Origin of the sequence: Sphingosinicella ginsenosidimutans, assembly GCF_007995055.1 — a bacterium.
Classification (GTDB): Bacteria; Pseudomonadota; Alphaproteobacteria; order Sphingomonadales; family Sphingomonadaceae; genus Allosphingosinicella; species Allosphingosinicella ginsenosidimutans.
Window position 1 is genome coordinate 938,567 of sequence record NZ_VOQQ01000001.1, and the last position, 14,208, is coordinate 952,774.

Sequence of the window (14,208 nt, forward strand, 5' to 3'; positions counted from 1 at the left end):
GCGTCCTAGCTCGCTTCGCGCCGCCGGCCGATCCGCCACAGGGCGAAGGCGGCGATCAGGAACCAGATCACGTTGAGCGAGGCCGACGGCAGGGCGCCGTGCCACCACCCGTTGACGACGAACCCCGCCGCGCCGGCGAGGTTCATCGCCTGGAACGTCGCCGACTGGCCGGTCACCCGGCCGATCGTGACGAGAAGGTAGGCCGCCAGGATCAGTGCCGCCCCGGCCCAGCCGGCGACCTCGACCAGGATCTGGACGGCGCTCAGGCGGCGAGGCTCCTCAGCACGTAATGCAGGATGCCGCCATTGGTGAAATATTCGAGCTCCTTGGCGGTGTCGATGCGGACGCGCGCGGGGAAGCTGAAGCTGGTGCCGTCGGCGCGCGTGACCTTGACCGCGATTTCCTGGCGCGGGCGGAGGTCCGCGACCCCCGTGATGGTGAAGGTCTCGCTGCCGTCGAGCTCGGGCGGGGCTTCGACGAACTGGAGCGGGATCACGCCCATGCCGACCAGGTTCGAACGGTGGATGCGCTCGAAGCTTTCGGCGACGACGGCCCGGACGCCCAGCAGGTTGGTGCCCTTGGCCGCCCAGTCGCGGCTCGATCCGGTGCCATATTCCTTGCCGGCGATGATGACGAGCGGCGTGCCTTCCGCCTTGTACTTCATCGCCGCGTCGTAGATCGGCATCGCCTCGCCGGTCGGCACATATCTGGTGATGCCGCCCTCGATCCCCGGGACCATTTTGTTCTTGATCCGGATGTTGGCGAAGGTGCCGCGCATCATCACCTCATGGTTGCCGCGGCGCGCGCCATAGGAGTTGAAGTCGGCGCGGCTCACCTGATGCTCGGTGAGATATTTGCCGGCCGGGCTGTCGAGCTTGATCGATCCGGCGGGCGAGATGTGATCGGTGGTGATCGAATCGCCGAGGATCGCGAGCGGGCGGGCCGAGACGATGTCCGAGGTCGGCGCCGGAGTCATCGTCATGCCCTCGAAATAGGGCGGATTGGCGATGTAGGTGGAGCCGGCCGGCCAGCCATAGGTGTCGCCGCCGGTCACGCGGATGGCCTGCCAGCGCGAATCGCCCTTGTAGACGTCGGCATAACGGGCGCGGAACATGTCGCCGTTGACATAGGAATCGATCATCGCGCGGACCTCGCCGTTCGATGGCCAGATGTCCCTCAGATAGACGTCCTCGCCGTCCTTCCCCTTGCCGATCGGGTCGTTGACCATGTCGCCGCGCACCGTGCCCTTGACGGCATAGGCGACGACGAGCGGCGGCGAGGCGAGATAATTGGCGCGCACGTCGGGGCTGACGCGCCCCTCGAAATTTCGGTTGCCGGAAAGGACGCTGGCGGCGACGAGGTCATTGGCGTTGATCGCCTTTGAAATGGGTTCCGGCAGCGGGCCGGAATTGCCGATGCAGGTGGTGCAGCCATAGCCCACCAGCTCGAAGCCGAGCGCGTTGAGATCGTCCTGCAGCCCCGATTTCTCGAGATAGTCGGTGACGACCTGCGATCCCGGCGCGAGGCTGGTCTTGACCCAGGGCTGCGACTTCAGCCCCTTCTCGCGGGCCTTGCGCGCGACCAGGCCCGCGGCGACCAGCACCGCCGGGTTCGACGTGTTGGTGCAGCTGGTGATCGCCGCGATCACCACGTCGCCATGGCCGAGATCGTGAGCCTGCCCCTCGACCGCGCAGCGCTTGTCGGGCGTCTTGCAGGCATATTCGCCTTCCAGCGCCTCCGCGAATTCCTTGTGGAGGTTCGAGAGCAGGACCTTGTCCTGCGGCCGCTTCGGCCCCGCAAGGCTCGGCTCGACCGTGGACATGTCGAGCGCGAGCATCTCGGTGAAGACGGGATCGGCCGCGTCCGGATCGAGCCACAGGCCCTGCGCCTTGCAATAGGCTTCGACCAGCGCGATCTGCTCGTCGCTGCGGCCGGAGAGGCGCATATAGTCGATCGTCTTGCGATCGATCGGGAAGAAGCCGCAGGTCGCGCCATATTCCGGCGCCATGTTGCCGATCGTCGCGCGGTCGGCGAGGCTCAGCGTGCCGACGCCCGGGCCGAAGAATTCGACGAAGCGGCCGACCACGCCCTTGGCGCGCAGCATCTGCGTGACGGTGAGCACCAGATCGGTGGCGGTGATCCCTTCCTTGAGCTCGCCGGTCAGGCGGAAGCCGACGACCTCCGGGATGATCATCGACACCGGCTGACCGAGCATCGCCGCTTCGGCCTCGATTCCGCCGACGCCCCAGCCGAGCACGCCGAGGCCGTTCACCATCGTGGTGTGGCTGTCGGTGCCGACCAGCGTGTCCGGATAGGCGATCTCGCTGCCGTCCGGCCCCTTCGAGCTCCAGACGCCGCGCGCGATATATTCGAGGTTCACCTGGTGGCAGATGCCGGTCCCCGGCGGGACGACCTCGAAATTGTTGAACGCGCTCTGGCCCCATTTCAGGAATTCATAGCGTTCCGAATTGCGCTGATATTCGAGCGCGACATTCTCCTCGAACGCCTGCGGCGTGCCGAAGGCGTCGACCATCACCGAGTGATCGATGACGAGGTGGACGGGGACGAGCGGATTGATCTTCTGCGGATCGCCGCCGAGCTTCGCCATCGCGTCGCGCATCGCAGCAAGATCGACGACGGCCGGGACGCCGGTGAAATCCTGCATGAGGACGCGCGCCGGGCGATACTGGATCTCGCGCTCGGAGGTACGCGTCTGCTGCCAGTCGACCAGCGCCTGGACGTCGTCGGTCGTCACCGTGTCGCCATCCTCGAAGCGCAGCAGATTCTCCAGCAGCACCTTCATGGAGAAGGGAAGCCGCGAGACATCGCCGAGCTTCGCGCCCGCCTTGGCGAGCGAATAATAGCTATAGGTCTTGCCGCCGACATCGAACGTGTCGCGCGTGCCGAGTGTGTCCTTGCCGACGGAGGTCATGCGCCGCTCCCTTGCCGCTGAGTGCCATAATGAATCGGGCGCGCTGCCCGAAGCCCCGATTGACGCCGCACTAGCAAGGCGGGGCCGAGGGGGGAAGACCGGCGCGGCGATCCGGCGCCTTGAACGGGCGCTATCCCGGAAGGCGGACCAGCATCTTCCCGATATTGCCCCCGCTGAACAGGTCGAGGAAGGCCGCCGGCGCGGATTCGATCCCGTCATGGATGGTCTCGCGCGATCGGACGGCGCCGCTCGCGATCCAGCCGGTCATGTCGCGATGGAAATCGGCCATCCGGTCCATGAAGTCGAAATAGAGGAAGCCCTGGATGCGGATGCGCGCGGCGATGATCCGGGTGACGTAGCGGAAGACGTGGTTGGACCCGCTGTTATAATCCTCGATCATGCCGCAGATCGCGAAGCGGGCGTTGAGCCGCGCGGCGGCCAGCGCGGCATCGAGATGATCGCCGCCGACATTGTCGAAATAGACGTCGATCCCGTCCGGCGCGGCCTCGGCCAGCAGGCGGTCGATCCGCCCCCCTTTGTAGTCGATCGCCGCGTCGGCCCCGAGTTCCCGCACGAAGGCGCATTTTTCCGCGCCGCCGGCCGAGCCGATCACGGTCATGCCCTTCGCCTTGGCGATTTGCACCACCGCGGACCCGACCGCCCCGGCGGCCGCCGACACGAACACCGTCTCGCCCGGCTTGGCGGCGGCGACGTCGAGCAGTCCGAAATAAGCGGTCGCACCGGTCAGGCCGAGATTGCCGAGCCATTGCTCGGCGCCGACATCGATCGCTGGAAGCCTGGTGAACGCCTTGGCCGGCGCGACCGCCTCCTCGCGCCAGCCGAGCATGTGCAGGACGAGGTCGCCCTCGGCAAAGCCTTCGGCGCGGCTTTCGACGACCCGGCCGACCGCGCCGCCCTGCATCGGCTCGCCGAGCGCGAAGGGCGCGGCATAGCTCTTGGCATCGTTCATCCGGCCGCGCATGTAGGGATCGACCGACAGCCACAGGTTGCGCACGCGCACCTCGCCATCGGCAAGCGGCTCGCGCGCAAGCTCGCGAAGCGCGAAATTTTCCATCGTCGGCAACCCCGTCGGGCGTGCCACCAGGTGCCAGGCGCGATTGCTCATCAAAATCCTCCCGCCGCCCGGTGTCGCGCGGGCGGCGGAAAGAGTCAAAGGTCGCTCAGTCCTCATCCTCGACCGGCGTGCCGGAAAAGGCGCGGCCGAGAATGTGGGGACGCCGATGGCCGGTCCGCTCGGGCTCGAAGAGCGCGCGGCTGCGGCCCTCGACGCGCCAGCGCTCGAACGCATCCTCGGCAGCAAGGTTGAGGCGGACCTTGTCGTCGACCTCGTCGATCCATCCGCAGGGAATGGCATGATGCACGCCGCCGGCCGCGGGATCGCTCTTGGTGAGGACGATATGCTCGCCGCGCACCTTGTCCACGGTGCCGACATGGGCGCCGTCCGATCCGATCACCTCCATATGTTCGGTCACGCGATCGAGCGCCGAGCGCTGGCGGCCCCGAGTCTCGCGCCAGGCGCCGAATTCGCGGTCGAACCGGTCCTGGTGCTCGCGGCGATAGTCCTCATAGTCGCGGTCGAGCTCGGCGATCCGCCGGCGCCGCCATTCGGCATAATGCGGATCGTGGCGAACGATCGCATAATCGCGCGCGGAACTCATATAGCCGCCGCTCGCGCCATAAGCGGGGTTCAGAACCGACGAGACGGGATGAACGCCCTGCGTTCCCGTGCTGCCGATGTCGATCCGGTCGAAGCGCGGGCCGCTCTGGGGATCATAGCCGATCCCGCCGGCCCCCGAATCGCCCCAATAAGGCCGTGGGCCGTAATCGCCGCCATAACCCTGCGGCATGCCGCCGCCGCCATAGCGCTCGGTCCCGTAATAGGGATCGTCGCTCGGCCGCGCCCCGCGGTCGCCGAGTCGCTGCGGCCGGGCGGTCTGGTTGCCGAAGCCGCCGCCGAACCGGTCGTCGCCGCGCCAGGCGGTCGGCGGGCCGTTGTCCTCATGCCGGTCGCGCCGGCGCCGCTCGCGGCCTTCGTCGCGTTCATCATAAGCCATGATCCTGCTCCTTCGCCTTCAGTGGGATGGCGAAAGAACGAGCCGCGCGACGGCGCCGTTCCCCGGATCCGGACAGTCCGGGGCGGGTTGGCGACGCAGGCCGGAAACAGCGTGCGGAGAGGCCATTGCATCGGGCCGGCGCGCTCGCTATGGGGGCCGTCCCGAAAGGCGCGGGGCTGTAGCTCAGATGGGAGAGCGCTGCAATCGCACTGCAGAGGTCAGGGGTTCGATTCCCCTCAGCTCCACCATTCCCGACCATCATCGCATTGATTTTAAAGGATAATCCGGAACACCGGATATCCTTGGCCCACTTTTGGGCCCTCAAAAAGTCGGGACTTTTCGGGCTGCTATGGGGTCTATTGATCGCTCAGTTCGATCAATGAGCGCTCTTTCCTTGTCGTTTCAGGCTAGGTTCGTCTAATCATCGACGAAGATGTGATGGATGGATTTGTGCGTCGATAAGGGCATCGAACAGCTCTTCATCGATGTGCAGTGGCCGTCCGAGCCGCTCCCAGGCGTTGATCATCCGCTGATAGAGTTCGACAGTTGGCATGTGAGAATTGAAGTCTCGCGACAGGCGTTCGACGGATTCGAAGCGGCCCTCCTGCTCCACTACGTGCCGAGCATAGGTCATGAGCTTGGTTTCGTTGTTCCCGTCGAAACCAGGAAATTTGGTCGTCGCGTGTTCACGCTTGGGCTTAAACTGGCGCTTCTCGCCATCCTGCAGCAACTCGAACACGTTGAGAGCGTCGAGCACGAACAGCTGATCCTCGCGGGTCAGGGCATCGCGAGCATAGCTCTTTATGATTTCGACATCCGGTAGGTCTTCGACCGGCCATCCCTGCACTGCTCGCTCTGCAGCGCGTCGCCAAAAATCCTCCTGGTCGACGTCGAGATACGAGAGGATGCGATACTGGTTTGCCAGCACCATCCGTTTGAACAATGCGTCGGGAATCTCGTTGGTCATATCGCCTCGTGGCCGCTTCGCGATTGTCCGCGCTTTGCCATCGCGATTCAACTTTAAGTTGATATTCACTCGTGAGTCGCTATCTGAGTGACACCACGGTCGCCCCCACTGGAAGCTAGGAAACTGGCTACAAGGGGCGGCCTTCTTTATATCTGGGGCCATGCTGCCGCCCTACGCAAAGCCCCATCTGAGTTTTGCTCAACAGGTCGCGTTGCTTCAGCAACGTGGGTTGGCTGTCACCAATCAATGGCAAGCCGAGCGACACCTAGCGCGCATCGGCTATTATCGCCTGAAGGATTACTGGTATCCGCTTAGGCAATCGAGGACTGCGATCCGGCCCGATGGCAGCCGCTATGCGGACGTTCTTGAGGATTTCCGGCCCGGTACGAGCTTCACCCAAGCAGTCGATCTCTACGTTTTCGACAAGCAGCTTCGGATGCTGATGGCCGATGCCATCGAACGAATCGAGGTCGCGTTGCGCGTAGACGTCGCTCACACGTTGGGAAAGCGCGACGCTTTCGCTCATCGGGATACCAACTTCTTGGATCCGAAGCGCTCGATCGCGCCGCGCGGGCCGCAAACACGCCACCAAAAATGGCTCGCGCGCGCAGACGAAGCCGAACAACGATCACGAGCAGATTGGGTCGAAGAGTTCCGAAAAAACTATAGCCCGCCTATGCCAATCTGGATGGCGGTCGAAACTTGGGATTTTGGCGCTCTTTCCCATCTTATCGAGATGGCGCATCCCTCGGATCGTGTAGCGATCAGCAGGAAGTACGGCCTTTCGAACTCAGAGGTTCTATCGAGTTGGGTCAAGACGCTATCCTATGTCCGCAATGTATGCGCGCACCATAGCGCGCATTGCTTTTAACCATGCGTTTGGCGACGTGATTTGCGCGGGCGCAACGCCGGTTCAAGCGATGTTGTCGTTCGAATTCGGTGTCGACACGTCTGCAGAGGAACGCGCCTCGTGCTCGCAGGCCTTCGTACAAGAACTGGCTGAGCGTGGCGTAGCCCTTGGCAAGTGTCATTCGAGCCTAACCGACGGAGTGACAGCAGTCACCATTGCGACACTCGCGAGCCAACCATCCCGATCCACTCCGAGTTGATCCGCGCCGGCTTTCTGAAATTCGTCGATACCCACCGCAAGGCAGACGGAACCGGAGCATCGCTTTTCCCGACGCTCAAGCCGGACCAATATGGGAACCTTGCGCGGTATCCGACGAAGCGCCTCAACGAGACCTACCTGCCGGCGGCGATCAAGGTCGGAGAGCGACAGAGCCTCTACAGTCTGCGCCACAATGTCCGCGATGCGCTCCGACGCATCAAGGCTCCTCCCGAGGCTTTACGCGCAATTGCCGGCTGGTCGCCGGGCGGAAAATCCGCGAGCGACAACTATGGTGACCCGACGAACCCCGACCTCTATCGCGACTGGGTTGAGGGAATTGCCTACGAGGGATTAGACTTGTCGTTTCTCCATCACTAGGCTTGGTGATCCGAATCCGCCGGCCGTGAGAACCCTCGTTGCCATTCACATTCGTCAATACGACCGCTCTCTTCTCTAATAAGCCGCACAACCCCGATCCCAAGCCCTCATCGACCCTGTTTCCGATGACAAAGGTGCTCCCGGATGGGAGGACGATATGGGTGTCTGTTCCCCAGCCGGATAAGCTCAGCTTCACCGTGCCGATCTCGGCAGAGATCTATGGACAGGGTACACGGCGGGGCGGATGCGCCGTTTCCGCATCCGATCGATCGTCGGCGACCGCGTCCATGTCGAGATGTCGGCCTACGATCTCAGCAAGGGGCGCGTCGTCTATCGCGAGAAGCTGCCGAGTCAGACGCCCGGCCAGCGCCGCAGGAATTTCAGAAGGTGACGGAAATGAACACCGACGAGAAGGGCATCGCTCCGCCGAGATCGGCGCGGCCGAATCCCAGGTCCGATGATTCCCGGCCGAGCAAACGACGGCCGAAACTCGGCCTGTTCGGCCCTAAGCCGGATCAGGCCGGGATGCTTGGCGCGGGTGAGCTCCAGCGCATCGTTGCTGCGGTGATCGGATGAGCGGCGTTCCGGATAACGACCGCGTCGCGCCCAAGCCATTCCTGATCGAACAGGACGGAGACGGATTCCGGCTCGTCCTCCGCGAGACCCGCTACAACAGCCAGCACTATCCAATCATCACCGCGACCCGCGTCGGAGAACCATTCTCGACGGCTGCTGCGGCGCGCACCTATGCGAAAGCGCATCTCGGCGCGATGCCTGGCGAGTTCGCGACCAAATAGCCATTCAGCCGCGCTTCTCGCGAATCCGCCAAGGGAGGCCGGGCAATTTGACCATCTGTCGCCCGCAAACGATACACCGGGTGACGAACAGGCCGCGCTCCCAATGGCCTTCGCTAAAATCGGGCTCATGTTTCCCGAATCGCTCGTGAAGGCTGATCATTTTGGATGGCGCCGGGCCGCCGTCGCCTCCGGGCTTTTGCCGGACAGCAGGAACGGGCCGGAGCGAAGCGCCCGCACGTCAGACAGGCCCGACAACTCGTAATGGATAAGCCGGGCTTCCGCCTCGGTGGCGCCGCGCGCGATCGCCATCGCCGCATTGCGGCGTCCGATCCAACCCTTCTTGCCCATTGTTTTGCCCTGGCTGTGCAAGCGAGAGCGCGAGCCAGTCTCTCAGTCACGGCCGCTTGCAGGAAAAATGCGGCGGTGATCCCTCATCCCTAGCAGGTTCGGAGGGCAATAGCGAACGTCAACTCCCGCTGCTCGTCACGCCCGCCGAATTAGGCCTTCGTCCCGCGGCGTGGTAGAAGTCTTCATCGTCGGCCACGTCCTTGGCGAGCATGCCGGCGCCGAGAGAATGAACGCTCCCGCTTGCCATCATTGATGGGAAGCCCTCGTGGATCTGACCTATCTTCTCCAGCGCGAAGAGATCGAACGGCTGCGCGCCGACCAAGCACGAGACAAAGATACGCGCGACGCCCATGGCGATCTGGCGGACAGCTATCGTGCCATATTCGACGCCCATCGCCGTCTGCGTCTTGTCGCTGGCGAACCGCATCCAGACTGCGGCGCGCCGTCGATCTGAGGCGATCCGGGCAAGCCGCTGGCCTTGTAATCAAGGCCCGGTGCGCCCATCTCGAACATGCTACGGTCGCAACAGACGGTCTTCGGTGCTTTGCGGCCCCTTCTTCCTCTCTCGCTTCCCCGGCAATCGGGTGCGCCAATTCCGGGGCACCCGCCCAGAAAGGAAGAAACATGCCCATCGGCAAGGTCAAATTTTTCAACACCCAGAAGGGTTTCGGATTCATAGCTCCCGAGGACGGCGGCAACGATGCCTTCGTCCATATCAGTGCACTCGAGAAGGCCGGGATGGACACGCTTGTCCAGGACCAGCGCGTCTCCTATGAGCTCGAACAGGACCGGCGCGGCAAGACCAGCGCCGTCAACCTCCAGAGCGCCTGAACGAACGGCTTTCCTCCCCGGCCAATGGGGAGGGCCCTCGGCGCGTCCGACTTTTGCCGGGCGGGCCGGGGGAGCCCCTTTCCGAAGGAGCCTCGCCCATGGCCACGAATGAGGAGTTCTATCGCGCTCGCGCCGAGGAGGCACGTGCGGAGGCGGAGGCGGCCTCGCTCGACAATGTCCGCGACCGCTGCATGCGCTCGGCGATAGCCTGGCAGGTCATGGCCGATCGCGCCGGCCGAGGTGAACGGCTTCGTGCTGAAGAACAGGCAAAAAAGGCCGCTGTTTTTCAACATTCCTGATTACTCGTGCGGCCCCTTTCCCGCTGACGGCGCGTTGGACCATTCGACTCGAACGGGTTGGACCATCCGACTCAAAAGGAAGGTCCGTGACGCGGAAAAAGTTCGTAGCCGTAGGCCTGCTCACCGAGCACGATCTGCGCACGCTGGGTAAAGGGTTCGACCGCTGCTTTCCAGTCACCGACGACTTTAAGTTCGAGGATCTTTTGGCGGCCATCGATGCCGCGGAAGTAGCCGCGGCACGACGGCCCGTGAAGGACAGTTGACCAGCGGTCGGATAATCTGCCTTGGTTCTGGTAAACCGACGCCAACTCCCCATATTCCATTCATTGCTCCTTCCAGCTTCAGGCACCGGAGCGACTGAGAGTGTGTCGTGCTCCCGTCTGTCGGATGGAGCGATGACATGAATTTCCTTTCTCGGCACCCAGACAAGAACGCGCCTCATCCCCGTGGCTTCCCGACAGGCGCGGTTGAAAGTCTCCCCGGTCGATTTCGAGCCAGCCCCATCGCCGCACCCGATGAAGGTCCGGCCGTGGAGAGCTGGGAGAATGAAGGGGGCCAATTTCCCGCGCCGCACGGCGTTGCCATCACCCCGACCGATGTCTCGCTGGCTGCGGACGAGGCGCCGACCTCGCGCGATGCGCTTGTCGCGATGCGCGCCAAGTTCGCGGCGGATTTCGCCGACGGGTTGATGGGTCAGCGCTACAACACATTCGAGCATCGGTCCCGCATCCTGCGCCAAATGGCGCAAGCAGAAGGCCTTCGCGATGCGAAGGCCCGACCTCGATAGATTGTGCCCATTCGTCCCTGGTCCGAAACAGGCCAGCCCACCTATCACGTCATCTAAGGAGCAAGACATGGCCAAAGGTCAGCAGCGCGGGAACAAGGAAGCGCGAAAGCCGAAGAAAGTCGCCCCGAAGACGAATGTGTCGAAGCCGTCAACGAAGGGGAGCCTGTCGAATTTGATGAAGAGCTGAGAATTCGCCGGCGCCTGGAAAGCCCCGCCCCGTTGTTGAAAGGACACAGCATGTTTCCCTCCTCCGCTCTTTGTCGAACCCAGGAAGCCTATCATCGCGACCATGCCGCCTGTGCGTCGCTCGCGAATGTGCGCCTCATCAATGCGAAGGCAGCCTCGGCGTGGGGCGAAGAAGCGCTTCTCGCCGAACGGCGCGAAGCGCGGCACGATCAGGTCCGCGCAGTCGCCGATCTCGCGGCCGCCCGAAGGCAACGTTCCCGCGAAGAACAGGATCGTCTGACGAGCGAAAATCCCGACCGCGGATTCGAAAGCGCCTGAACGTTCGAAGCGCGCCAATCACCCGCGTTCCCACGCGCAAAAAGAGAGCCGCCCGATGTGAATCGGGCGGCTCTTTCATTGCCGGCATGGCGCTGGCTTAGCGCTGCTGGTCTTCCTTCGGCGAGCTCCCCCCACCCTGCTGCCGCTGATCGCCGCCCTGATCCTGCTGCTGCTGACGCTTGTCGCCGCCATTTTCCTGGTTGTCGCCCTGCTGGGTCTGCGGGTTGCGGTCGTTGCTCTTCTGGTCCGTCATCGATCGATCCTTTCGAAAATCCCCTTGCCCACCCAACCTTCCGCGCGCACGCATCGTTCCGATAAGTCATTGCATAAAAATATATTTTCTGGCCGTTGACAAAGAGCGAGCAGCGGAGATCGCAATTCAGTCGTCGTTGCCGGAATGTCGGCGAAGCTCGGGCGCTTCGCGCTCCGGGATATCCGGCCGTCGTTCGAACGCGCCGCCAGCTCCGGAGATGCGTTCCTTCTGGATCATCGCGTTCGCCCGCTTCTCCGAAATGCCGAAGCTGCGCAGCGCGTAGCGGGCCAGCCCGAACGAGAGTTCGCGCGCACCGACGATCGCGAGGCCGATGCCCTGGTCCTCCAGATAGGCGACTTCCGCATCGCTCTGTGTTCGGACCGCCGTGTCGATCTTCGGATTGATGAGGCGGGCCAGTTCGATGATACGCCGCGTCCGCAAGCCTTCCGGCGTCGCGATGACGAGAAGGCGGGCATGTTCGATGCCGGCCGCTTCCAGGATTCCGGGTGTCGAAGCGTCGCCATAAATGGCGGCAAGGCCATCTTCGCGGAGCGCTTCGACACGGCGGCGATCCTTGTCGACGATCACGATCGGCAGTCCCTGCGCGGTCAGCGCTTTCCCGACGACGCGGCCGACACGCCCGTAACCGACGATCACCGCGTGATTGACTGGTCCCTCCCGCGCCTCATCGGGCAGGCGCGACAGGCTCTCGCTGCCGCGGTCGAGCCTGGCACGCAGTGCGGGCCGGCGTTGCAGCCAGCGGTCGAGCCGATCGAGGCCGCGGAAGACGAGCGGGTTCAACGCGATGGAGAGCAGGGCGCCGGCCAGGATAAGATCGCGCCCCTCGGTCGGGACGATGCCCAGTCCGACGCCCAGGCCGATCAGGATGAAGGAGAACTCGCCAATCTGGGCGAGGCTGGCCGACACCGTAAGCGCGGTTCGCACCGGATAGCCGAACGAGAGCACGATCCCGAACGCCGCAGCGGATTTACCCAGCAAAATGATGGCCAGGACTGCCAATATCGCAAGCGGTTCGCGAACAAGGATGCCAGGATCGAACAACATGCCGATCGAGACGAAGAAGAGGACGGCGAATGCATCCTGCAGCGGCAGGGAATCGGCCGCCGCCTGGTAGCTGAAGTCGCTTTCGGCGAGCACGACGCCGGCAAAGAACGCGCCCAGTGCGAACGAGACGCCAAACAGCGCCGCCGACCCGTAGGCGATGCCGAGCGCGGTCGCGAGCACGGACAGGGTGAACAGTTCGCGCGATCCGGTCCGGGCCACGCGCTCGAGCAGCCAGGGCACCGCGCGCGTGCCGACGACAAAAACGAGCGCCAGGAACAGCGCGACTTTCGAGAGAGTGAGCGCGAGCGTCCAGGCAAGGCTGCTCCCGGCCGCCTCGCCTTGTCCGCCACCGAGCGAACCGGCCAATGCGGGCAGCAGGACCAGCGCGAGCACCATCGCCAAGTCCTCGACGACCAGCCAGCCGGTGGCGATGCGGCCGTTGATCGAGTCGAGCGTGCCTCGTTCCTCAAGCGCGCGCAGCAGGACGACCGTGGAGGCGACCGAAAGCGCCAGGCCGAAAACGAAACCAGCACCCGGCGACCAGCCCCAGAAGCGTGCCAGCAAAGCCCCGAGCAGGGTCGCGACGGCGATCTGAACGATCGCGCCGGGAATGGCGATCCGCCGCACCGCCATCAGGTCCTTGACCGAGAAATGCAGGCCGATGCCGAACATCAGCAGGATGACGCCGATCTCGGCGAGCTGGCCGGCCAGCGCCGCATCCCCGACGAATCCAGGCGTGAACGGCCCGACCGCGACGCCAGCAACGAGATAGCCGACCAGCGGCGGCAGTCTCAGCTTGCTGGCGATCAACCCGCCTGCGAATGCGAGCACCAGGCCGAAGACGATCGTCGCGATAAGGGAGGTGTCGTGCGGCATCCCATCTTTCCGGCCTGAGGGTCGCAGAAGGCGCGATCGATATCATGCGTCGGAGCTGTCCCGATCTTCGAACGACCGGGAGCGGACATTGCTCATTGCGGACCAGGCGGGGGAATCTCGGCCTGCGACACGGAGACGCTGACCTCCATCCCGATGAAGTCCTCCGGGGCGCCGATATATCCGCCGTCCACGGGCGTCGTTTGCGCGTTGCAGCGCGCCACCGCCACCGGAACCAATCCGGCGGATCCCATCCTGCGATGCGTCGGATCGAACGGGATCCACCCCGCGCCGGGGAGATAGACCTCGGCCCAGGCGTGAGTGGAGCCGTGGTCGTCGATCGCCGCGTCCGGATCGTAAAGATAGCCCGACACGGCGCGCGCGCCGAAGCCGAGCCGCCGGGCCGCGTCGATGAACAGCGCCGCGATATCGCGGCATGTGCCGCTCGCCTTCGCCATCGTCTCGAGCGGAGCCTGGGTGCCTTGCTCGTCGCGGGTGCGATAGCTCACGACGTCCAGGATGCCGGCATTGAGGTCTTGCAGCAGCGAGAGGGTATCGGTCGGCGTCGCATGGACAAACCCCCGAGCCCATGCTTCGAGCTTACCGGCACAATCCTCGTATTCCGGCGCGAGCAGGGCGCCCAGGTCGGTCAGGTCGTCCGGCGTGTAGGCAAAGGGATAGGAATGGGCTTCGGGCGCGATCCGGAATACGGGCCATTGGGCGGCCGATTGCTCCACGATCAAGTCGCTCGCGATGATGAGCCGGGCGGCCGCCTCGGCGAATTCGGCCGTGACGATCAGATTGCCGAAGACGTCCAGGGTTCTTTCGAGGCGTGCGGGCGGCGTGCAGGCCAGACTGCTGTCCAGGACGCGGATGACATGGCTGCTCCTCGGGAACAGCATCAGGCGATGGGGCCTGAGCTCGACCGGCCGCACGTAGCGATAGGTCGTGCGATGTCGGATCAGGTAACGGATATCTGTCTCCACACCGG

Annotated in this window: 20 protein-coding genes, 1 tRNA gene and 1 pseudogene; 10 read left to right on the forward strand and 12 right to left on the reverse strand. The window is 64.1% G+C overall.

The features are described from left to right. Positions 1-5 precede the first annotated feature (5 nt). The 4 genes from FRZ32_RS15730 to FRZ32_RS04580 form a co-directional block, all read right to left on the reverse strand. Positions 6-317 (reverse strand): CBU_0592 family membrane protein, encoded by a 312-nt coding sequence (locus tag FRZ32_RS15730; RefSeq protein ID WP_424141298.1) that lies wholly within the window; start codon positions 315-317, stop codon positions 6-8. Continuing rightward, entirely contained in the window at positions 263-2,932 is a 2,670-nt protein-coding gene (acnA, locus tag FRZ32_RS04570) for an aconitate hydratase AcnA (protein WP_147042405.1), read from the reverse strand. Before acnA ends, FRZ32_RS15730 begins: the two co-directional genes overlap by 55 nt. A 130-nt stretch (positions 2,933-3,062) precedes the next feature. Beyond that, entirely contained in the window at positions 3,063-4,058 is a 996-nt protein-coding gene (locus tag FRZ32_RS04575) for an NADP-dependent oxidoreductase (RefSeq protein WP_147042406.1), read from the reverse strand. A 55-nt stretch (positions 4,059-4,113) separates the two neighbouring features. Continuing rightward, positions 4,114-5,007, reverse strand: coding sequence for a DUF2171 domain-containing protein (locus tag FRZ32_RS04580; RefSeq protein WP_205008241.1), 894 nt, complete (start codon positions 5,005-5,007; stop codon positions 4,114-4,116). 172 nt (positions 5,008-5,179) lie between these two features. On the opposite strand from FRZ32_RS04580, the gene FRZ32_RS04585 reads away from it, so the two are divergent. Beyond that, positions 5,180-5,255, forward strand: a tRNA-Ala gene (locus FRZ32_RS04585). Between the two features lie 173 nt (positions 5,256-5,428). Here the strand turns inward: FRZ32_RS04585 and FRZ32_RS04590 are convergent. After that, a complete protein-coding gene (locus tag FRZ32_RS04590) occupies positions 5,429-5,974 on the reverse strand; it encodes a YfbU family protein (RefSeq protein ID WP_158635831.1) in 546 nt (181 codons plus the stop codon). Between the two features lie 160 nt (positions 5,975-6,134). Here FRZ32_RS04590 and FRZ32_RS04595 point away from each other — a divergent pair, with 160 nt between their 5' ends. From FRZ32_RS04595 to FRZ32_RS04615, 6 genes and pseudogenes are all read left to right on the forward strand, one after another. After that, complete coding sequence (locus FRZ32_RS04595; RefSeq protein WP_147042408.1) at positions 6,135-6,845, forward strand: Abi family protein; 711 nt, start codon at positions 6,135-6,137, stop codon at positions 6,843-6,845. Continuing rightward, a complete protein-coding gene (locus FRZ32_RS15735; RefSeq protein ID WP_424141280.1) occupies positions 6,811-7,083 on the forward strand; it encodes an AIR synthase related protein in 273 nt (90 codons plus the stop codon). The genes FRZ32_RS04595 and FRZ32_RS15735 overlap by 35 nt, the downstream gene beginning before the upstream one ends. After that, the gene (locus tag FRZ32_RS04600) at positions 7,080-7,460 is read left to right on the forward strand and encodes a site-specific integrase (RefSeq protein ID WP_147042409.1); all 381 of its coding nucleotides are present in this window, start codon (positions 7,080-7,082) and stop codon (positions 7,458-7,460) included. The genes FRZ32_RS15735 and FRZ32_RS04600 overlap by 4 nt, the downstream gene beginning before the upstream one ends. 229 nt (positions 7,461-7,689) lie before the next feature. After that, a pseudogene (locus FRZ32_RS04605) lies at positions 7,690-7,851 on the forward strand (S1 domain-containing protein); the annotation flags it as partial. Between the two features lie 5 nt (positions 7,852-7,856). Next, positions 7,857-8,036, forward strand: coding sequence for a hypothetical protein (locus FRZ32_RS04610; RefSeq protein ID WP_147042411.1), 180 nt, complete (start codon positions 7,857-7,859; stop codon positions 8,034-8,036). Beyond that, entirely contained in the window at positions 8,033-8,257 is a 225-nt protein-coding gene (locus FRZ32_RS04615; RefSeq protein ID WP_147042412.1) for a hypothetical protein, read from the forward strand. The genes FRZ32_RS04610 and FRZ32_RS04615 overlap by 4 nt, the downstream gene beginning before the upstream one ends. A gap of 156 nt (positions 8,258-8,413) precedes the next feature. On the opposite strand, the gene FRZ32_RS04620 is transcribed toward FRZ32_RS04615, so the two are convergent. Then, positions 8,414-8,626 carry a hypothetical protein gene (locus FRZ32_RS04620; RefSeq protein ID WP_147042413.1) on the reverse strand — a complete coding sequence of 71 codons (213 nt, stop codon included), beginning with the start codon at positions 8,624-8,626 and terminating at the stop codon, positions 8,414-8,416. Between the two features lie 97 nt (positions 8,627-8,723). Then, positions 8,724-9,032, reverse strand: a complete 309-nt coding sequence (locus tag FRZ32_RS04625) for a hypothetical protein (protein WP_147042414.1) — start codon at positions 9,030-9,032, stop codon at positions 8,724-8,726. Between the two features lie 197 nt (positions 9,033-9,229). Between FRZ32_RS04625 and FRZ32_RS04630 the strand changes: the two genes are divergently transcribed. Together FRZ32_RS04630 and FRZ32_RS04635 are read left to right on the forward strand one after the other, a co-directional pair. After that, on the forward strand, positions 9,230-9,436 hold the full coding sequence (locus tag FRZ32_RS04630) for a cold-shock protein (protein ID WP_147042415.1): 207 nt from the start codon (positions 9,230-9,232) through the stop codon (positions 9,434-9,436). Between the two features lie 98 nt (positions 9,437-9,534). Then, the gene (locus FRZ32_RS04635) at positions 9,535-9,735 is read left to right on the forward strand and encodes a hypothetical protein (RefSeq protein WP_147042416.1); all 201 of its coding nucleotides are present in this window, start codon (positions 9,535-9,537) and stop codon (positions 9,733-9,735) included. Positions 9,736-9,806: 71 nt separating this feature from the next. On the opposite strand, the gene FRZ32_RS15190 is transcribed toward FRZ32_RS04635, so the two are convergent. Further along, on the reverse strand, positions 9,807-10,058 hold the full coding sequence (locus tag FRZ32_RS15190) for a hypothetical protein (protein WP_158635832.1): 252 nt from the start codon (positions 10,056-10,058) through the stop codon (positions 9,807-9,809). A gap of 77 nt (positions 10,059-10,135) precedes the next feature. On the opposite strand from FRZ32_RS15190, the gene FRZ32_RS04640 reads away from it, so the two are divergent. Beyond that, positions 10,136-10,522 carry a hypothetical protein gene (locus FRZ32_RS04640; RefSeq protein WP_147042417.1) on the forward strand — a complete coding sequence of 129 codons (387 nt, stop codon included), beginning with the start codon at positions 10,136-10,138 and terminating at the stop codon, positions 10,520-10,522. 78 nt (positions 10,523-10,600) lie between these two features. Here FRZ32_RS04640 and FRZ32_RS15195 read toward each other — a convergent pair whose 3' ends face one another. The 4 genes from FRZ32_RS15195 to FRZ32_RS04650 form a co-directional block, all read right to left on the reverse strand. Then, the gene (locus tag FRZ32_RS15195) at positions 10,601-11,044 is read right to left on the reverse strand and encodes a hypothetical protein (RefSeq protein ID WP_158635833.1); all 444 of its coding nucleotides are present in this window, start codon (positions 11,042-11,044) and stop codon (positions 10,601-10,603) included. A 79-nt stretch (positions 11,045-11,123) separates the two neighbouring features. Next, positions 11,124-11,279: a hypothetical protein gene (locus FRZ32_RS15200; protein WP_158635834.1), complete on the reverse strand. Its 156-nt coding sequence runs from the start codon at positions 11,277-11,279 to the stop codon at positions 11,124-11,126. 126 nt (positions 11,280-11,405) lie between these two features. Continuing rightward, the gene (locus FRZ32_RS04645; protein ID WP_147042418.1) at positions 11,406-13,220 is read right to left on the reverse strand and encodes a cation:proton antiporter domain-containing protein; all 1,815 of its coding nucleotides are present in this window, start codon (positions 13,218-13,220) and stop codon (positions 11,406-11,408) included. Between the two features lie 92 nt (positions 13,221-13,312). Beyond that, entirely contained in the window at positions 13,313-14,203 is an 891-nt protein-coding gene (locus FRZ32_RS04650) for a transglutaminase family protein (protein ID WP_243445188.1), read from the reverse strand. Positions 14,204-14,208: the final 5 nt, after the last annotated feature.